An 18225-nucleotide genomic window follows, 5' to 3' on the forward strand; every position below is an offset into this window, starting at 1 on the left:
GCGGACGACCCGCGCGGGCCACCTACCATCGCGGCATGGAGCCCTTCACCCTGACCGACGGCGTCGTCGAGCTCTCCGTGCCCACCGAGAAGGACGTCGACGCGGTCCTCGGGGCCTGCCAGGACCCGGCGATCCAGGAGTGGACCACCGTCCCCTCGCCGTACCGCCTGCGCGACGCCGAGACGTTCGTGCGTGACGTCTCCGTCCGCGGCTGGGAGCTCGACACGCCCCACTGGGCGGTCCGGGAGATCGGTCCGGACGGTCCGACGCTCGTAGGTGTCGTCTCCTGCGGCCCCGTCCGAGCGGGTGCCCGCACCGAGATCGGCTACTGGATGGCGCCGGCCGGCCGCGGGCGCGGGCTGCTGGCGCGGGCGCTCGACCTCGTCCTCGACGAGCTCTTCGCCCGGGGGGTCGCGGCCGCCGGGTGGTCCGCGGAGATCCACGACGGCGAGCCCAACTGGGACTCGTGGCGCGTCGCGTGGCGGCTCGGGTTCCGCGCCGAGGGTGTGTCTCGCGCCGCCTTCCCCAACAAGGGCGTGCTCCACGACGGTCTTCGCGCCACACTCCTCGCCACGGACCCGCGCGAGCCGGCGGCACCGTGGGACGGCCCGGCTCGCGCGAGCGGTGACGAGTGGGCCGTGCTCGACGACGACCCCGGCGTCGGTGCCGACTCCGACGCGGGCGCCGACCCCGACGCGGGCGCCGACTCCGACGCGGGCGCCGACCCCGACGCGGGCGCCGACTCCGACGCCAGCGCGGACGGGCCGGCGCACGGCGGTCCCACGATGCCGGACCCGCGCGACCCCGAGGCGCTCGTGCGGCAGTTCCACGCGACCTACGAGCTGCCGGTGGTCACCACCGGTCCCGAGGCCGACGTCGAGCGGGTGCACATGCGCACCGGGCTCGTCGTCGAGGAGGCGGCGGAGCTCGTCGGTGCGGTCTACGGTCGGCGCGCCGAGGAGATCCTCGTCGAGGCGTTCGCCCGCGCGGTCGAGGCGGACGACGGCGCTCGGGACACGGTCGAGGTCGCGGACGCCCTCGGGGACCTCGTCTACGTCGCCTACGGGATGGCGCTCGAGTGCGGCATCCCGCTGCCCGCGGTGCTGCGCGAGATCCAGGCTTCCAACCTGTCCAAGCTCGGCGAGGACGGCCGCCCGATCTACCGCGAGGACGGCAAGGTGCTCAAGGGGCCGGGATACTTCCCGCCCGACGTCGACGGCGTGCTGCGCCGGGAGCGCCTGACCGGCTGACGACACGCACCCGCGGAGCAGTGCCACCATGGTCCGATGACCAGCCCCGACGCCGTGACTCTGCCCGACGACAACCCGTTCTCCCGACCCTCGCCGCTCCCGTTCGGGATGCCCGAGTTCGGCGCGATCAGGCCCGAGCACCTGCTTCCGGCGCTTCGCGCGGGCCGGGCGGCCCAGCGCGCCGAGTGGGAGTCCGTCGCGTCGGACCCGCAGGAGCCCACGGTGGAGAACACGCTCGTGGCGCTCGAGCGCTCGGGCGAGCTGCTCACTCGCGCGGCCGTCGTCCTGTCGACGCTCGCCGGCTCCGTCGGCGGCCCTGAGTACGACGCGATCTCCGCCGAGAACGCCCCGGAGTCCTCCGCGCACGGCGACGCCTTCTGGTTGGACGCGCGCCTCTACGACCGCTTCCGGGTGCTGCAGTCCGCGGGGGGCCTCGACGAGCAGGACGCCTGGGCGGTCGACGAGTACGTGCGCGGGTTCGAGCGTCGCGGCGTCGGCCTGGACGAGGCCGGGACCGCCCGGCTGCGTGCCCTCAACGCCGAGATCGCCGAGCTGACGACCGACTTCCGCAACCGGGCCGCCGCGGGCATGGCCGCCGCCGCGCTGCCGGTGCGCGACGAGGCGGCGCTCGCCGGCCTCGACGAGTCGCGCCGCCGGACCCTCGCGGAGTCGGCCGCGGCCCGGCCCGCCGCGGCCGACGGCGCCGAGCACCTCGTCACCTACGTGCTGCCCAGCCAGCAGCCCCTGCTCACCGAGCTCACGGACCCGGCCACGCGCGCCGAGGTGCTCGCCCGGTCCGTGGCGCGCGGGACCGGCACGGACCCCGCGACCGACACCCGTGCCCTCGTGCGGGCGATCGCGCGCGCCCGCGCCGAGCGCGCCCGCCTGCTCGGGGCCGAGCACCACGCGGAGATCGTCGCCCGCGGGGCCACCGCCCCGGACTCCGACGCGATCACCGCCATGCTCAGCCGCCTCGCGCGCCCCGCGGTGCGCAACGCCGCCCGGGAGGCCGAGGACCTCGCGGCGCTCGCGGCCGCCGACCCTCAGCGGCCGGCCGACGCCGGCGAGCTCGCGGCGGGCGACTGGTCCTACTACGCCGAGCGGCTGCGGACCCAGCGGTTCGACGTCGACGACGCGGTCCTGCGCCCCTACCTCGAGCTGGACTCCGTGCTGGAGCGCGGCGTGTTCCTCGCCGCCGGACGCCTGTACGGCCTCACCTTCACCGAGCGCCCCGACATCGAGGGCTACGCCGACGGCGTGCGCGTGTGGGAGGTCCGCGAGGAGGACGGCACGTCGCTGGGCCTGTTCGTCGGCGACTTCTACGCCCGCGAGCACAAGCGGGGCGGTGCGTGGATGCACGACCTCGTCACCGCGTCGACGCTGACCGGGAAGGCGCCGGTCGTCGTCAACAACGCCAACATCACGCGGCCGCCGGCGGGGGAGCCGACGCTGCTCGTGTGGGACGAGGTGCGGACCCTCTTCCACGAGTTCGGGCACACGCTGCACTCGCTGCTCACCTCCGCGCGCTACCCGGGCTTCGCCGGGACGGCCCTGCCGCGGGACTTCGTCGAGTACCCCTCCCAGGTCAACGAGCAGTGGATGGAGCACCCGGAGGTGCTGGCGTCCTTCGCCCGCCACCACGTCACCGGCGAGCCGCTCCCGGAGGCGACCGCCGGGCGGCTGCGGTCGATGGGCGCCTACGGCCAGGGCTTCGCGACGTCCGAGTACCTCGGCGCCGCGCTCGTGGACCAGGCCTGGCACCGCCTCGGCCCGGACGAGGTGCCCGCGGACGACGCGGGGGTCCTGCCCTTCGAGGCCGCGGCCCTCGCCGACGCCGGACTCACCGACCCGCGGATCCCGCCGAGGTACCGCACCACGTACCTCAACCACTCCTTCGGCGGCGGGTACGACGCGAGCTACTACGCCTACATCTGGTCCGAGGTGCTCGACGCCGAGACCGTCAACTGGTTCCGCGCCCACGACGCGGGCAACCTCGGGCTCACGCGCGCGGCCGGCGAGACGTTCCGCGACGAGCTGCTCTCGCGCGGCAACTCCCGCGACCCGCTGGCATCCGTCGAGACGCTCCTGGGCCGCACGCCGTCCATCGAGCCGCTGCTCGCCCGCCGCGGCCTGGACGACTGACACCCGCACGCTCGAGGTCGACGAACCGCACGCTCGAGGTCGACGAACCGCACGCTCGACGACCGACGACGAAGGGCCCCCGCCGCAGGCGGGGGCCCTTCGCTCGTTCAGCGGATCAGCGCTGGACCGTCAGGGTGTCGGTCCCGTTGCCGTCCCAGTCGCCCACGTGGACGACGTCGTTCGCCCGCCCGTAGCGGATGGTCTGCTCCGCCCAGCCGTCGGTCAGCGAGTTGCGCAGGAAGTACTCGTTCCCGCGGCGGACGGCGAGCGTGTCGATCTCGTCGCCGTCCCAGTCACCCACGTAGATCTCGTCGCCCGCGCGACCGTAGGTGAACACGGAGTCCGCCCAGCCGTCACGCACCGTGTTGGCCACGAAGTACGTGTTGCCGCGGCGCACGGTGAGGGAGTCGGTCCGGTCGCCGTCGAAGTCGCCCACGATGACGTCGTCACCTGCGCGACCGTAGGTCACCTCGGCGTCGGCCCAGCCCGTCTGCATCGTGTTGCTGACGAAGTACTGGGCGCCACGACGCACCGTGAAGGTGTCGAAGCCGTCGCCGTCCCAGTCACCCACGAGCACGACGTCGTCCGCGCGGCCGTAGTGGATCTCGTCCACCGCGGCGTTGCCGACACGGTCGTTGTTGATGAGGTACCGGTTCCCACGACGCACGGAGATCGTGTCGACGCCGTCGCCGTCCCAGTCACCCACGAGCACCTCGTCGTCCGGACGTCCGAACTCGTAGGTGTACTCGGCGGGGCCGTCCGCCCAGGTGTTCGACGTGAAGAACGTCGACACCGGGCCGCTGGTGGGCGGCGGGACGTCGTCGCCGCCGCGGTCGATGGTGAACGCGCCGGACGTCCACCGCTCGAGCTCGCCGGCCTCCTCCGAGCCCAGCGGGGCGACCGCGGTGAGCTCGAAGACGTAGTCGCCGTCCGGCAGGGCCACGCGGCCCGTCCGGTCGTCGGTCAGGACGGTGCCGTCCCAGGTCCACAGGTCGACCCCGGGGGAGAGGCCGACCGTCTGCTCGGTGCGGACGATGCCACCGCCCGTGCGGGCGCCTGCCTGGTCGGCCGGGTACACGCGCAGCGTCAGCTCCTGGGCGCTGTGCTCGAGCGCCCAGACGGCTGCGGGCTGGTCGAGCAGCTCGAGGCTGAACGTGCTGCCCGCCTCGACGGGCTCGAACGTCGCGCCGGCCTGGCACTCGCCGCCGACGAACCGGTCGCACCCGACGAGCTGGCCGAGCGTCCCGTTCTCCTCACCCTCGACGAGGTCCTCGAGGAGGTTGACCGACTGGTAGTCGCCCGCGAAACCGTAGAACGGCAGCGAGATCGGCTCCACCGACTCGTCGGTCGGCGTGAGGACGACGTAGCCGCCGTACTGCGCGCCGAGCTCCTCGAGACTCGCGTCCGGGGTGATGGCGTACGAGAACGTGGCGGAGCCGCCCGCGGGGACGGTGACCTCGGACGGGCCGGCGTAGGTCGACGCGCCCTCGTAGATCCCGTAGTTCCACGAGCCCGTCGACGCGATCGCGTCGACCGTGGAGATCTCGTAGGTGACGTCGGCGCCCGACGTCGACGTCAGGGTGACCTCGCCGGACGACGGACCGTGCTCGGACTCGCCGAGGACCAGCTGGCCCGGGCTCGCGATGACGCCGGCCTGGATCGACTCGTCGATCTGGATGAGGCCGGCGCCCTGGCGGTGCACGGCGTCGAGCAGCCCGAGCTCCGGGTTGCCGTTCCAGTTCGCGGGCTCGGCGTAGTTCTGCAGGACGTCGCGGATCAGACCCGAGTCGGTGCCCGGGTGCGCCTCGAGGTACAGCGCGACCGCGCCCGCGACGTGCGGGGCGGACATCGACGTGCCGGTCAGCGTGGCGTAGCCGCCCGACTCGAGCGGGTACGGGGCGTAGATCGAGCCGCCGGGCGCGCCGAGGTTCGGCTTGAGGTCGAGCTCGGCGCTGCCGCCCCACGAGGAGCCGACGTTGATGAGTCCGGCGGTCGGGCTGACGACCTCGATCTCCTGGTCCGTGACCGTGACGGAGAAGCCGTCGGTGCCGATGGACTCGGCGAGGGCGATCCCGTCGTCCTGGCTGACGATCGTCACCGGGATGGTGATCGCCGGGTCGCCCGCGACGGTCGCGGCGGCGAGGCCCGGGGCGTTGTTGTAGATGATGAGCGCCTCGGCGCCCGCCTCCTGCGCGTTGAGCGCCTTGATGTGGAACGTGCAGTCGCCGCGCTGGATGAGCACGAGCTGACCCGTGTGGTCCTCCTCGAGCGGGGTGCAGCCCTGGGCGGACGCCTCACCGGGCGTGCCGATCGAGGCGATCTCGGTGTAGGTCGTCCCGGGCACCGGCTCGGGCGCCTCGGTCGCGGGCATGTGCCCGATGAGCTCGCCGTCCGGGCCGATCTCGAGCGCGTCGGCCGTCACCGCGAGGTTGTCGTACATCGCGACGCCGATGACGCTCTCACCGTTGCCGGGGGAGCCGGCGGCCCAGGGGCCGAGCTCGCCCTCGTTGCCGATGGAGGCGGTGACGACCATGCCGAGGTCGTGCAGGCGCGAGGCGATGACCGAGGTCGGGTAGTCGTTCCAGCCGGCGAAGGCGGAGCCGATCGACATGTTGAGGACGTCCGCGCCGTCCGCGTACGCGAGCTCCATGGCGGCGTTCATGATGTCGGTCTCGGTGGAGCCGTCGCAGCCGAACACCCGGTAGGAGCCGAGGGTGACCCCGGGGGCGACGCCGCGGACACCGCCCGCGGTGGTGTCGCCGTCCGCGCCGACGATGCCGGCGACGTGGGTGCCGTGGCCCTGGCAGTCGTCGGGGTCGTTGTCCGGGCGGGGGATCGGCTGGTAGTTGGGCGAGGCCGGGTCGGCGTTGTAGTCGTCGCCGACGAAGTCGTGACCGGTCGTCACGCGCGCGGTCGGGAAGGTGTCGCCGTCCGGGACGCCCGAGCCGCCGAAGTCCTGGTGGTCGTAGTCGATGCCGGTGTCCATGACGGCCACGTGCACGCCCGCGCCATCGAACCCGAGCTCGCTGTAGACGGTGTCCGCGCCGGTCATGGTGACGGCGTTGGCCATCTCGGGGGAGTTGTTCGGGAGCGTCTCCGGCGCGTCGACGATCTCGACGGGCCAGACGCCCGAGACGCCCTGCATGCCGAGGATCGTGTCGATGTCGGAGTCGGCCACCTCGATCGACAGGCCGTTCCAGACGCTGGAGTACTCGTGGCGCACGTCGATCGACACGCCCTCGTTGGCCGCGTCGGTGAGGAAGTTCGCCTGCTGGGCGTCGACGCCGGCCCGGCTGCCGCCCAGGGCGGTCGCGGTGCGGTCGAGGCCGACGAACCAGGCGCCCGACTCGGAGCCCGCGGCGAGCGCGGCGGCGGTGTCGGCGGACATCGAACGGCGGGCGTCCGGGTCGGCCGGGTCGATCTCGGCGACGTCGGCCGAGGCGGGGACGGCGAGAGCCCCGACCAGGAGCGCGCCGGAGGCCGCGGCCACGCCCAACATCCGTCCACCTCCCCGTCGTGCTCGGGTCAAGGGCAGGGTGGACACGCGTTGAACCTCCGGTACATAGACGATGACGATCGTCGGCGACCGTCACGGTGCGCATCACATCATGCCCTGCCCCACCAGGGAAGACCCACGATCGGGTCGAGCGGGACACCGTGATCGGTTGCGAAACGGTAACGGTGGGGTGTTCCGCCGGTCGCGGGTAGGTTCGAGGGCATGACCGAGCGCATCTCACCCGAGGACGAGGTCCTGTCGATCTGCCGCGACCTCATCCGCATCGACACGTCCAACTACGGCGACGGCTCCGGCCCCGGCGAGCGCGAGGCCGCCGAGCTCGTCATGGGCCTGCTCACCGAGGTCGGGTTCGAGCCCGAGCTCATCGAGTCGGCGCCGCGGCGGTCCAGCGTGCTGCTCCGCATCCCCGGGGAGGACCCCACGCGCGGGGCGCTGGTCCTGCACGGGCACACCGACGTCGTGCCGGCGGCGAAGGACGACTGGAGCGTCGACCCGTTCGGGGCCGAGGTCCGCGACGGCATGGTGTGGGGCCGCGGCGCGGTCGACATGAAGAACATGGACGCGATGATCCTGTCGGTCGCCCGGTCGATGGGCCGGGACGGGTGGCGGCCCCCGCGCGACCTCGTGGTCGGGCTGCTCGCCGACGAGGAGGCCGGCGGACGCTTCGGCGCGCACTGGCTCGTCGACCACCGGCCCGACGTGTTCGAGGGCGCGACCGAGGCGATCAGCGAGGTCGGGGGCTTCTCCGCGCAGATCGCCGGGCAGCGCGTCTACCTGCTGCAGACCGCCGAGAAGGGGCTGGCCTGGCTGCGCCTGGTGGCGCAGGGCCGCGCCGGCCACGGTTCCCAGGTCAACGAGGACAATGCGGTCGCCCACCTCGCCGCGGCGGTTGCGCGCATCGGCCGCCACGAATGGCCCCTGCACCTCAACAAGACCGTGCGCGCCCTGTTCGACGGCGTCGCCGAGCTCACCGGGACCACCTACGACCCGGAGGACCCGGACAGCGTCGAGAAGCTGGTCGAGCAGTTCGGGTCGGTGCGCAACTTCGTCGGCTCCACGATCCGCACCTCGGCCCACCCCACGCAGCTCGACGCCGGGTACAAGGCCAACGTCGTCCCGGGCTCCGCGACCGCCTCGCTCGACGTGCGCCCGCTGCCGGGCCACGAGGCCGAGGTGCGGGCCACGCTCGCCGAGCTCGCGGGCGACAAGGTACGGATCGAGGAGATCCACACGGACATCGGCCTCGAGGTGCCCTACTCGGGCGACCTGGTCGACGCGATGGTCGGCGCCCTCGGTCAGGAGGACCCGGACGCGTCGGTGCTGCCGTACATGCTCTCGGGCGGAACTGACAACAAGGCCCTGTCGCGGCTCGGCATCACGGGCTACGGGTTCGCCCCGCTGCGGCTCGACCCCGAGCTGGACTTCGCCGGCATGTTCCACGGCGTCGACGAGCGGGTGAACATCGACGCGCTCACCTTCGGCGCCCGCGTGCTCGAGCGGGTGGTGCGGACGAGCTGAGCAGCTCGAACCGGGTCAGTGGTCGGCGAGCGTGGAGACCACCCGCATCGCCCGACGCCGCAGCACGATCTTGCGGGCACCGCCCTCGTAGAGGACGGACCGGGCGAGCTCCCACCGGCCGTACTCGGCCTCGGCGGTGATGAGGCGGCGCGCGTCGGACCGGCCCACGTCGGGCGGGATCGTCATGGTCCGGAACTCGTAGTAGGTGTCGCTCGCGTACCTCGAGCCCGCTCGCGCCATGCCGCCTCCTCGGTGCGTCGGTCGTGCCCGGTCGGGTCGACCGGTCGGACCATCCTGGCCCAGGCTGGCACTTCGCGCGTGCACCGCTAGGCTCGGTCTCATGGCTACGGACCCGCGTGCAGCCCTGGACCGCCTCGTCGCGGCGCTCGAGGAGCACCACCTCGCCGCCGCCGCGGCCCAGGACCCCGACTCCCCGCGCGTGGTCGCGGCCGCCTCGACGATCGCCGAGGTGTTCGTCACCTACGACGACGCCCTCTTCACCGAGTACGGCGTCGACCTCCCGTTCGATCTCTACGACGACGACGACGTGGACGACGACTACGACGACTACGGGGACGACGAGGACGACGACCTCGAGGACCTCGACGACGAGGACGACGACGAACGCCGGTAGCGCCCCGCGCCCGGACCGGCGGGCCCGGAGGGCTCAGAGCCGCTCGGGGTAGCCCAGCGGGATGGCGCTGACCTCGTCGAGCGCGCGCTCGATGGACTCCGGGAGGTCGAGCTCGGCCCCCTTGAGGGTCTGCCGGAGCTGCGCGGCGCTGGAGGCCCCCACGAGGGAGACGTCGACGCCCGAGCGCACCGACCACGCGAGCGCCACCTCGGCCGGCGAGACGTCCAGCCCGTCGGCCGCCGTCGCGACGGCCTCCGCGATCGAGGCCGACCGCGCGTCCAGGTACGGCTCGACGAAACCCCGCAGGTGGGCCGACGCCGCGCGCGACGCGGGCGGCACGCTCGAGCGGTAGCGGCCGGCGAGCACGCCGCGACCGAGCGCGGACCAGGCGATCACCCCCAGGCCCAGCGCGCGTGCGGCCGGCAGGAGCTCGCGCTCGGTCCCGCGCTGGAGCAGCGAGTGCTCCACCTCGACGGCGGCCAGGTGCGGCGCCGGCAGGAGGGTCCGGGACAGGGTCGCCGCGTGCGCGGTCGACCACGCCGGGTGGTTGGCGAGCCCCACGTAGCGGGCGCGGCCGGTGCGCATCGCGTGGTCGAGCGCCCCGAGCGTCTCCTCGAGCGTCGTCTCGGGGTCGGGGCGCTGGACCAGCCACAGGTCCACGCGGTCCGTGCCGAGCCGCACGAGGGACGCGTCGAGCTCGGTGAGCAGGGCCGCGCGGGAGGCGTCCACGACGCCGGTCCCGCCGCGTACCCGGGTGCCCGCCTTGGAGACCACGACGACGTCGTCGCGCACGCGGCGCTCGGCCAGCTGGGCGCCGAGGATCTCCTCGGCCGCCCCGTCCGCGTACGACGCCGCGGTGTCGATCACGGTCCCGCCGACGTCGAGGAACGCCTCGAGGTGCTCGGCGGCGTCGTGCTCGTCGGTGTCCCGGCCCCAGGTCAGGGTGCCGAGGCCGACGGCGGACACGGCGAGGCCCGTGGCCCCGAGGCGGGAGGTGCGCATGGCGTCACGGTAGCCGCCACGGCCGACGGACCTCGCGAGCGGATACCGTGTCCCCCCGTGACATGGTGGGAGACGATCGTCCTCGGGATCGTGCAGGGACTCACGGAGTTCCTACCGATCTCGTCGTCCGCGCACATCCGGATCTTCGGCGAGCTGCTGCCGTCGAGGACGGACCCGGGCGCCGCGTTCACCGCGATCTCCCAGCTCGGCACCGAGGCGGCGGTCGTCGTCTACTTCCGCAGGGACATCGCGCGGATCGTCTCGCACTGGTTCCGGGCGCTCCCGGTGGGGCCGTGGAAGAGGCAGCTGCCCGCGAGCGACCCCGACGCCCGCATGGGCTGGTTCGTCATCGTGGGCTCGATCCCCATCGGGGTCCTCGGCCTGCTGCTCGAGTCGTGGATCGACACCACGTTCCGCCACCTGTTCATCACCGCCGCGATGCTCGCGCTGTTCGGCCTGCTCCTGCTCGTCGCGGACCGCACGGCGAAGCAGACCAAGGGCCTGGACCACCTCTCGTGGTGGGACGCGATCCTCCTCGGCCTCGCTCAGTCCCTCGCCCTGGTGCCCGGCGTGTCCCGGTCGGGCGCGACGATCACGATGGGACTGTTCCTCGGCCTCACGCGCGAGGCGGCGGCCCGGATGTCGTTCCTGCTCGCCATCCCGGCCGTCATCGCGTCCGGCATGTACAAGCTGTTCTCGGACGTCCTCCTGAGCGACGCGCCGCCGGCCCCCGGGGAGCCGAGCCTGTTCGCCACCTTCCTGGCGACGGTCGTCGCGTTCGTCGTCGGCTACTGGGTCATCGTGTGGTTCCTCAAGCTCGTCTCCACCCGCACGTACCTCCCCTTCGTCGTCTACCGGATCGTCCTCGCCGTCGCGATCGTCGCCCTCGTCCTCGGCGGCGTCATCTCGGCCACCGCCTGACCTCGGCTGCCGGCACGGCCCCGGGGCGGGACGCGGACGGCCCGGCCCGCGTCCCACCCGATCCTCGACGGGGCGCGGACGGCCCGGCCCGTGCCCGCCCGATCCGAACTAGGGTCGAGCGGTGAGGTCCTGGTCCGCCCCCGTCGTCCCCGAGCTTCCCGACCGCGGTGGGGAGGTGCGTCTCGCCTCCACCGTGGGCCTGCCGCCGGCCTCGCCTCCGGAGCCCCAGGAACCGGGCGCGCGCCGGCTCTACGTCTGCGGCATCACCCCCTACGACGCCACCCACCTCGGTCACGCCGCCACCTACGTCGGCTACGACCTGCTCGTGCGTGCCTGGCTCGACACCGGGGTCGACGTCCGCTACGTGCAGAACGTCACCGACGTCGACGATCCGCTGCTCGACCGGGCGCGGGAGACCGGCGTGGACTGGGTCGAGCTCGCCGCGGAGCAGACCGAGCTGTTCCGCTCGGACATGACGGCGCTGCGGGTCGTGCCGCCCACCGACTACGTGGGTGCGGTGGAGTCCGTGCCCCTCGTCGTCGAGGCCGTGTCGCGGATGCTCGCCTCCGGCGCCGCCTACCGGGTGCCGGCCGACGACGCCCTCGACGCCGCCTCGCCGGGCGACGTCTACGCGGACCTGTCCGCCGACCCGGGATTCGGCAGCGTGTCCGGGATGAGCCGCGAGGAGATGCTCACCGCGTTCGGCGAGCGCGGGGGCGACCCGGAGCGGCCCGGCAAGAAGGATGCGCTGGACCCCCTGCTGTGGCGCGTGGCGCGGGCGGACGAGCCCGCCTGGGACGGCGCCGAGCTGGGCGAGGGACGGCCCGGGTGGCACATCGAGTGCGCGTGCATCGCCGCGACGCACCTGGGGCTGCCGATCGACGTCCAGGGCGGCGGCAGCGACCTGCTGTTCCCGCACCACGAGATGTCGGAGTCGCACCTGCGCGTGCTCACCGACCGTCCGGGCGCCGTGCGGCTGCACGCGCACGGCGGGATGGTGGGCTACGAGGGCACGAAGATGAGCAAGTCGCTGGGCAACCTCGTCCTGGTCTCGCGGCTCGTCGCCGCGGGGGAGGAGCCCGCGGCCGTGCGGCTCGCGCTGCTGGCCGGTCACTACGCGGCCGACCGGGAGTACTCCGACGGCGTGCTGGCGTCCGCCAAGGAACGGCTCGCGACCTGGCGGGCCGCTGTGGCCGCGGCGTCGCCGGCCCCCGCGGCGGAGGGCGGGGAGTCGGGCGTACCGGCGGGGCCCGAGGGCCTGGCGGCCGGTGCCCCGACCGAGCGGGACGTGCTCGACGGCGTGCGCGCCGCCCTGCGCGACGACCTCGACTCGCCCCGCGCGCTGGAGGTCGTCGACGAGTGGGCCGCGGCCGTCCTCGCCGCGGCGGCGACCACCGGTGGTGAGCCGGGCCGGGTGCCGGGCGCGCTCGTGCGCGACACCGTCGACGCGCTGCTGGGGGTCGACCTCTCCGTGTGACGCACGGCTCCGAGCGGTCGTGGCGTCGGACGCAGGAATAAGTTGAGGCTTCAACTAGTTTTGCCGGTATGACCACGACCTCCGCCCAGCTGCTGCCCGCCACCACGTCCATGGGGACCGTCCGCCTGCGCGTCCGGGACCTCGACACCGTCGTCCGCTTCTACGAGGAGGGGGCCGGCCTCGTCCGCGTCGGCGAGGACCCCGCGAGCGTCCGCCTCGGCCTGCCCGCCGCCGGCGACGAGCCGGCACGGGTGCTCGTCGAGATCACCCACGCGCCCGACCTGCCGGTGCGCCCGAGCGGCTCGGCCGGCCTGTTCCACACGGCGATCCTCTACAGCACCCCGGCCGACCTCTCGGCCGCGGTCCTGCGCCTCGCGCGGGCCGGCGCCCGCTTCACCGGCTCGTCGGACCACCTCGTCTCCGAGGCCTTCTACTTCGACGACCCGGAGGGCAACGGGGTCGAGCTCTACATCGACCGTCCCCGCGACGCCTGGACCTGGACGGACGGCCAGGTCCAGATGGCGACGATCTTCCTCGACCCGAACGCCTACCTGGACAAGCACCTCGACCGCGAGCACGGTGTCCCGGTGGGCGCCACGGTCGGCCACGTCCACCTCCAGGTCGGGGACACGGCGACCGCGCGCGACTTCTACGTCGACACCCTCGGGTTCGACGCCACGTTCGAGATCCCCGGTCAGGCCCTGTTCGTCTCCGCCGGCGGCTACCACCACCACATGGCGATGAACGTCTGGGGGACGCGCGGCGCGGGCCTGCGTGCCCCGGCTCTCGGGCTCGGCCGGTCCGTCCTCGAGATCGGGGACGCCACGGCCGTCGGCGAGGCCGCCGAGCGCCTGCGCGCGGCCGGCCACCAGGTCGACGACGACGGCGCGGCCCTCGAGGTCGACGACCCGTGGGGCAACCGCCTGCGGCTCGTCGGCTGAGCCGTCACCTGCCGGTCGGCGGCGGCGGGCCGGAGCCCTTGTCCGGGCTCCCGCCGTCGCGCCGACGGAGGTAGCGCTCGAACTCCCGCGCGATCGCCTCGCCGCTGGCCTCCGGCAGCTCGGCGGTGTCCTTGGACTCCTCGAGCATCTCGACGTACTCCGCGACGTCGTCGTCCTCCTGCGCGAGCTCGTCGACGGCCCGCTGCCACGCGGCGGCGTCCTCGGCGAGGTCCCGTGTGGGCAGCGACATGCCGACGAGGTCCTCGAGCGCGACCAGCAGCGCGAGCGTCGCCTTCGGCGACGGCGGCTGGGAGACGTAGTGCGGCACCGCCGCCCACATCCCGATGGCGCTCAGGCCCCGCTCCTGGCTCAGCGCCCCGAGCACGCCCACGATGCCGGTGGGCCCCTCGTAGTCCGGGGAGGACAGGCCCAGTGCCTCCTGGATCGCCGGGTCGTCGGACGAGGACTGCACCGGGATGGGGCGCGTGTGCGGCACGTCGGCGAGCAGTGCACCGACCGAGACCAGCGTCCGCACGCCCGCCGCCTCGAGAGCGTCGAGGATCTCCGCGCAGTAGCGCGACCATCGCAGGGAGGGCTCGACCCCCCGCACGATGACGAGCCGCTCGCCGGTGGAAGGGGACGTGGCGAGCAGCACCTCGGTGCGCGGGAACGTGAGGATCCGAGAGCCGTCGGGCCCGCGCTCGACCCGCGGCCGGTTGACCTGCAGGTCGTGGTACTCCTCCGGGTCCAGGACGGCGAGCGTCTCGGTGTCCCAGTCCTCGGCGACGAACGCCAGCGCCGAGGTCGCCGCGGAGCCGGCGTCGTTCCAGCCGTCGAACGCGGCCAGCGCGACGAGGCCGTCGCGCGGGGGAGGGACGCCGTCGTCGGGGCTGTGCCCGGCCTCGTCGGCCGGACCGGTGGCCGCGGTGTCGGGCCGTGTCGTGTCGTCCTGCATGCGCACCAGCGTAGGTCGGGGCGCCCGCGGCCCGGGTAGGGTCGAGCCGTGACGCTCCCCGATCTGCCCGAGGCCGTCCTGTGGGACATGGACGGCACCATCATCGACTCCGAGCCGCTGTGGTTCCTCCACCAGAGGACGCTGATCGAGGAGCACGGCGGGCGCTGGGAGGACGAGATGTCCCACGAGCTCGTGGGGCTGAACCTCGAGGACGCCGCCACCACGATGATCGAGAAGGGTGGCATCGATCTCGAGCCCGCCGCGTTCCTCGACGAGCTCGTGGGCCGCGTGGTGGACCACGTGCGCAACGAGGGCGTCGAGCGTCGTCCCGGTGCGTTCGAGCTCATCGAGCAGCTGCGCGAGGCGCGCGTGCCGCAGGCTCTCGTCACGGCGTCCTACTCGCCGTTCGCCGAGGTCGTCTCCGAGCTCGCCGGCGGTTTCGACGTGCTCGTGCCCGGTGACCGGGTCGAACGGGGCAAGCCCGATCCCGAGGGGTACCTCCTGGCCGCCCGGCTGCTGGGCGCCGACATCGAGCGCTGCGTGGCCATCGAGGACTCGCCGAACGGGCTGCGGGCCGCCCGTGCGTCGGGCGCGCGCTGCCTCGGGATCCCGCACATGGCGGAGATCCCGCACGCCCCCGGCCTGTCGCGCGCCGCGACCCTCGCCGACGTGAACCTGAGCACGATCCGGGAGATCGGCCGGGGCCGGGACGTCGACCTCCTGGCCGCCTGAGCCTGCCGGGCCGTTCGAGCCCGACGGCTGCCTGAGGCCGCCGGCCGCCCGGGCCTACCGGCTCCAGGGGCCCTCAGGCGCGCCGCACCGTGAGCAGCCGTTCGATCCCGGCCGCCGGCATCTCGGGGGGCGTCCCGCCGAACTGCGGGCACATGTCCTGGAACGAGCACCAGCCGCACAGCTTCGAGGGGCGCGGCGAGAACACGCCGCTCAGGGCCGCCTCCTCGACGCGTCCCCAGATCTGCTCGATGCGCTCCTGGGCCGCCAGCAGCTCGCGCTCCTCGGGATCGACCGTCAGCGTGCGGCCGTCCGCGAGGTAGACGATCTGCAGCCGGCTGGGCGCCACGCCCGTCGACCGCCACAGCACGAGGCCGTAGAACATCAGCTGGAAGGTCGCCTCGCCCGCGAACCGGGGCGACGGAGACTTCCCTGTCTTGTAGTCGACCACCCGGGTCGCCCCCGTCGGGGCCCGGTCGAGCCGGTCGACGATGCCCCGGAGCAGCACCCCCGAGCCCAGCTCGGCCTCGACGTGCAGCTCACGTCCCGACGGCTCGAGCCGCCGGGGGTTCTCCATGCGGAAGTACTGGGAGACGAGCGCGCGGACCTGGTGCATCCACGCGTCGGCGTCCTCGGGCGAGGTGAACAGGTCCGTCAGGCGCGGGTCCGCCTCGCGCACGTCCTGCCACGCCTGGTCCACGAGACCCAGCGCCACGGGCTCGGTGCGCTCGGGGGCCGGCTGGTCGTAGAGCCGTTCGAGGACCGAGTGGACCACCGTGCCGCGGGTCGCGGCCGGCGAGGGCGGCTCCGGCAGCCGGTCGACGACGCGCAGGCGGAACATCAGCGGGCACTGCTCGAAGTCCTTCGCCCTCGAGGGGGACAGCGCGGCCCGGTACGGGGCCCGGCGGGGGGCCGGTGAGGAGGACATGCGAGCAGGCTAACCAGCGGGACCGACACCGCCGCGGACCGCGGACCACCCCTGTGGAGAAGGTGTGGTGGGCTGGTGCGGTGCACACCGAGCCCCGCCGGACGCCCGGCCTCGTCGTCGCCCGGGTCGCGGGCGCCCCGGTCGTGCTCACGTGGAGCTGGCTCCTGCTGGTGGTCGTCGTCGCGCTCGTCTACGGGCGGATCCTTGCCCGGCCCGAGCAGTCGGGCCTCGTCATGGGCCTGCTCGCGGCGCTCGCCGTCTCGATCGCCGTGCTCGTCCACGAGCTCGGCCACGGCCTGACCGGGGCCGCCGTCGGGCTCCGGCCCAAGGAGTTCGTCCTCACCTTCGTGGGTGGGCACACCGCCTTCGACGGGACCGGCCGGGGCCCCTGGGCGGCCGCGGCCGTCACCGCGGCCGGGCCGGCCGCCAACCTCCTGCTGGCCGGCGCGGGCCTCCTGGTCGCCCCGCTGGTCGAGGGTGTCAGCCCCTGGGCGGCCGCCGTCGACGTCGCCGTGGTGATGAACGTCGTCCTCGCGCTGTTCAACCTCGTGCCCGCGCTGCCGCTGGACGGCGGTCGGCTGTGGCTCGAGGTCGCGGAGGGCCTCACGGGCCGGCCGTTGGCCGGCCTGCGGCCCCTCGGCGTGCTCGGGTGTCTCCTGGCGCTCGTGGTCGTCGGCGCCGCCGTCGTGCTGTTCGTGCGGTTCGGGGGATGGCCGGGCCTCATCGTCGTGGCCGCGGCCGCCTCCGCCGGGGCCACCCTCTGGTCCGGCGGCGCGCAGGCCGTGCGCGACGCGGGTCGGCTGCGGCGCGAGCGCGGCCGTGACACCGGTGGTGGGCCGGGTCCGCGGCCGGGCCCCGTGGCCGGCACCGACACCGACCGCCACACCGGCCACGAAGGCGACCACGGCACCGCCCCCGATGCCGACCCGGGACCGCGCACGTAGACTTCCCGGCCGTGACCACCGAGCCCCAGACCGATCCCGACCGCTCCGACCGGCCGGGCGGCCCAGGCCCACGGCGCGGGCCGCTGCGGGCGGGGGAGCGCGTCCAGCTCACCGACGTCAAGGGGCGCCACCACACCGTGCTGCTCACCCACGACGGCTACTTCCAGTCCCAGCGCGGCTCGTTCCACCACCGCGACCTCATCGGCAGGCACGAGGGCACGGTGCTCAGCACCCCGACCGGGCACGACCTGCTCGCCCTGCGCCCGCTGCTGGCCGACTACGTGATGTCGATGCCACGCGGCGCGGCCGTCGTCTATCCCAAGGACGCCGGGCAGATCGTCCAGATGGGCGACATCTTCCCCGGCGCGCGCGTCGTCGAGGCCGGGGTCGGCTCGGGCGCGCTCAGCATGTCGCTGCTCTCGGCGATCGGCGAGTCCGGGACCCTGCACTCGGTGGAGCGGCGCGCGGAGTTCGCTGAGATCGCCGAGGCGAACGTCGACTCCTGGTTCGGGGGCCGCCACCCCGGGTGGACCGTCACGGTCGGCGACCTCGCCGACGTCCTGCTCGCCCACGAGGCGGGCACCGTCGACCGGCTCGTCCTTGACATGCTCGCACCCTGGGAGAACATCGCTCCCGCCGCGCACGCGCTCGCGCCCGGGGGCCTGCTCATCGCCTACGTGGCCACGACGACGCAGCTGAGCCGGGTGGTCGAGGACCTGCGGGCCAGCGAGCGCTTCACCGAGCCACGGCCGTGGGAGTCCATGGTGCGCGGCTGGCACATCGAGGGACTCGCGGTCCGGCCCGACCACCGGATGGTCGCCCACACCGGCTTCCTCGTCACCGCGCGCGCCCTCGCTCCGGGATCGGCGCCCCCGCAGCGCACACGGCGGCCCGCCAAGGGCGCCGGACCGCTTGGCGCCGGTGCGTCGACGACCCCCGCCGCGCGGACGTCGCGACACGCCCCGCCCGTCGGTGTGGACTCCGGAGAGCACGCCGCGAGCCGCGGTGACGAGGCCGATCCGGCCGACGGCGACGACTGGACCGGCGCGCTGTCCGCCGGCGAGCGGACGATCTCCGTGAAGAAGCTGCGCCGCGTGGGGCGGGACGTGCGTCGCCGGGCCGAGATCGAGGAGTCCGGGTACGCCTCCCGGCCCGCCGCGCCCGGACAGGAGCCCGAGCATGGGCCGGGACCCGAGCCAGCAGCCGGGTCCGGACCCGATTCGTTTCCCGAGGAGTGATCCTCGTCCTGGCGGATCGCCGCGTTCGG

Annotated in this window: 15 protein-coding genes; 10 read left to right on the forward strand and 5 right to left on the reverse strand. The window is 74.0% G+C overall.

Annotation, left to right across the window (positions count from 1 at the left end):
- The first annotated feature begins 35 nt into the window (after positions 1 to 35).
- Both ACPYO4_RS12440 and ACPYO4_RS12445 read left to right on the forward strand, forming a co-directional pair.
- The gene (locus ACPYO4_RS12440) at positions 36 to 1250 is read left to right on the forward strand and encodes a GNAT family N-acetyltransferase (protein ID WP_425709563.1); all 1215 of its coding nucleotides are present in this window, start codon (positions 36 to 38) and stop codon (positions 1248 to 1250) included.
- 36 nt (positions 1251 to 1286) lie between these two features.
- Entirely contained in the window at positions 1287 to 3392 is a 2106-nt protein-coding gene (locus tag ACPYO4_RS12445; protein WP_425709564.1) for a M3 family metallopeptidase, read from the forward strand.
- Between the two features lie 115 nt (positions 3393 to 3507).
- Here ACPYO4_RS12445 and ACPYO4_RS12450 read toward each other — a convergent pair whose 3' ends face one another.
- A complete protein-coding gene (locus tag ACPYO4_RS12450) occupies positions 3508 to 6891 on the reverse strand; it encodes a S8 family serine peptidase (RefSeq protein ID WP_425709565.1) in 3384 nt (1127 codons plus the stop codon).
- A gap of 219 nt (positions 6892 to 7110) precedes the next feature.
- Here ACPYO4_RS12450 and ACPYO4_RS12455 point away from each other — a divergent pair, with 219 nt between their 5' ends.
- Positions 7111 to 8427, forward strand: coding sequence for a M20/M25/M40 family metallo-hydrolase (locus ACPYO4_RS12455; protein WP_425709566.1), 1317 nt, complete (start codon positions 7111 to 7113; stop codon positions 8425 to 8427).
- Positions 8428 to 8442: 15 nt separating this feature from the next.
- Here the strand turns inward: ACPYO4_RS12455 and ACPYO4_RS12460 are convergent, their stop codons facing one another.
- A complete protein-coding gene (locus ACPYO4_RS12460) occupies positions 8443 to 8667 on the reverse strand; it encodes a DUF5703 family protein (protein WP_425709567.1) in 225 nt (74 codons plus the stop codon).
- 100 nt (positions 8668 to 8767) lie between these two features.
- On the opposite strand from ACPYO4_RS12460, the gene ACPYO4_RS12465 reads away from it, so the two are divergent.
- Entirely contained in the window at positions 8768 to 9061 is a 294-nt protein-coding gene (locus ACPYO4_RS12465; protein ID WP_425709568.1) for a DNA primase, read from the forward strand.
- Between the two features lie 33 nt (positions 9062 to 9094).
- Here the strand turns inward: ACPYO4_RS12465 and ACPYO4_RS12470 are convergent, their stop codons facing one another.
- Entirely contained in the window at positions 9095 to 10063 is a 969-nt protein-coding gene (locus ACPYO4_RS12470) for an aldo/keto reductase (protein WP_425709569.1), read from the reverse strand.
- Positions 10064 to 10120: 57 nt separating this feature from the next.
- Here ACPYO4_RS12470 and ACPYO4_RS12475 point away from each other — a divergent pair, with 57 nt between their 5' ends.
- The 3 genes from ACPYO4_RS12475 (at position 10121) to ACPYO4_RS12485 (ending at position 13402) form a co-directional block, all read left to right on the forward strand.
- Entirely contained in the window at positions 10121 to 10984 is an 864-nt protein-coding gene (locus tag ACPYO4_RS12475; protein ID WP_425709570.1) for an undecaprenyl-diphosphate phosphatase, read from the forward strand.
- A gap of 121 nt (positions 10985 to 11105) precedes the next feature.
- Positions 11106 to 12461 (forward strand): cysteine--1-D-myo-inosityl 2-amino-2-deoxy-alpha-D-glucopyranoside ligase, encoded by a 1356-nt coding sequence (gene mshC / locus ACPYO4_RS12480; protein ID WP_425709571.1) that lies wholly within the window; start codon positions 11106 to 11108, stop codon positions 12459 to 12461.
- 68 nt (positions 12462 to 12529) lie between these two features.
- On the forward strand, positions 12530 to 13402 hold the full coding sequence (locus ACPYO4_RS12485) for a VOC family protein (RefSeq protein WP_425709572.1): 873 nt from the start codon (positions 12530 to 12532) through the stop codon (positions 13400 to 13402).
- Positions 13403 to 13406: 4 nt separating this feature from the next.
- On the opposite strand, the gene ACPYO4_RS12490 is transcribed toward ACPYO4_RS12485, so the two are convergent.
- Entirely contained in the window at positions 13407 to 14357 is a 951-nt protein-coding gene (locus ACPYO4_RS12490) for a PAC2 family protein (protein WP_425709573.1), read from the reverse strand.
- Positions 14358 to 14405: 48 nt separating this feature from the next.
- On the opposite strand from ACPYO4_RS12490, the gene ACPYO4_RS12495 reads away from it, so the two are divergent.
- Positions 14406 to 15089 (forward strand): HAD family hydrolase, encoded by a 684-nt coding sequence (locus ACPYO4_RS12495; protein ID WP_425709574.1) that lies wholly within the window; start codon positions 14406 to 14408, stop codon positions 15087 to 15089.
- Positions 15090 to 15162: 73 nt separating this feature from the next.
- Here the strand turns inward: ACPYO4_RS12495 and ACPYO4_RS12500 are convergent, their stop codons facing one another.
- The gene (locus tag ACPYO4_RS12500; RefSeq protein WP_425709575.1) at positions 15163 to 16014 is read right to left on the reverse strand and encodes a RecB family exonuclease; all 852 of its coding nucleotides are present in this window, start codon (positions 16012 to 16014) and stop codon (positions 15163 to 15165) included.
- An 80-nt stretch (positions 16015 to 16094) separates the two neighbouring features.
- Between ACPYO4_RS12500 and ACPYO4_RS12505 the strand changes: the two genes are divergently transcribed.
- Positions 16095 to 16958 (forward strand): site-2 protease family protein, encoded by an 864-nt coding sequence (locus ACPYO4_RS12505; protein ID WP_425709576.1) that lies wholly within the window; start codon positions 16095 to 16097, stop codon positions 16956 to 16958.
- 11 nt (positions 16959 to 16969) lie between these two features.
- Positions 16970 to 18196, forward strand: a complete 1227-nt coding sequence (locus tag ACPYO4_RS12510) for a tRNA (adenine-N1)-methyltransferase (protein WP_425709577.1) — start codon at positions 16970 to 16972, stop codon at positions 18194 to 18196.
- Positions 18197 to 18225 lie beyond the last annotated feature (29 nt).

This window comes from Georgenia sp. Z1491 (genome assembly GCF_049856175.1).
Taxonomy (GTDB): domain Bacteria; phylum Actinomycetota; class Actinomycetes; order Actinomycetales; family Actinomycetaceae; genus JB111.

What these genes read in the sequence shown, in the direction of transcription:
- ACPYO4_RS12445 (WP_425709564.1), top strand. Translation starts at nt 1,287, where the DNA reads ATGACCAGCCCCGACGCCGTGACTCTGCCCGACGACAACCCGTTCTCC.
- ACPYO4_RS12455 (WP_425709566.1), top strand. Translation starts at nt 7,111, where the DNA reads ATGACCGAGCGCATCTCACCCGAGGACGAGGTCCTGTCGATCTGCCGC.
- ACPYO4_RS12485 (WP_425709572.1), top strand. Translation starts at nt 12,530, where the DNA reads ATGACCACGACCTCCGCCCAGCTGCTGCCCGCCACCACGTCCATGGGG.
- ACPYO4_RS12450 (WP_425709565.1), bottom strand. Translation starts at nt 6,891, where the DNA reads ATGTTGGGCGTGGCCGCGGCCTCCGGCGCGCTCCTGGTCGGGGCTCTC.
- ACPYO4_RS12460 (WP_425709567.1), bottom strand. Translation starts at nt 8,667, where the DNA reads ATGGCGCGAGCGGGCTCGAGGTACGCGAGCGACACCTACTACGAGTTC.
- ACPYO4_RS12500 (WP_425709575.1), bottom strand. Translation starts at nt 16,014, where the DNA reads ATGTCCTCCTCACCGGCCCCCCGCCGGGCCCCGTACCGGGCCGCGCTG.
- ACPYO4_RS12490 (WP_425709573.1), bottom strand. Translation starts at nt 14,357, where the DNA reads ATGCAGGACGACACGACACGGCCCGACACCGCGGCCACCGGTCCGGCC.
- ACPYO4_RS12465 (WP_425709568.1), top strand. Translation starts at nt 8,768, where the DNA reads ATGGCTACGGACCCGCGTGCAGCCCTGGACCGCCTCGTCGCGGCGCTC.
- ACPYO4_RS12440 (WP_425709563.1), top strand. Translation starts at nt 36, where the DNA reads ATGGAGCCCTTCACCCTGACCGACGGCGTCGTCGAGCTCTCCGTGCCC.
- ACPYO4_RS12470 (WP_425709569.1), bottom strand. Translation starts at nt 10,063, where the DNA reads ATGCGCACCTCCCGCCTCGGGGCCACGGGCCTCGCCGTGTCCGCCGTC.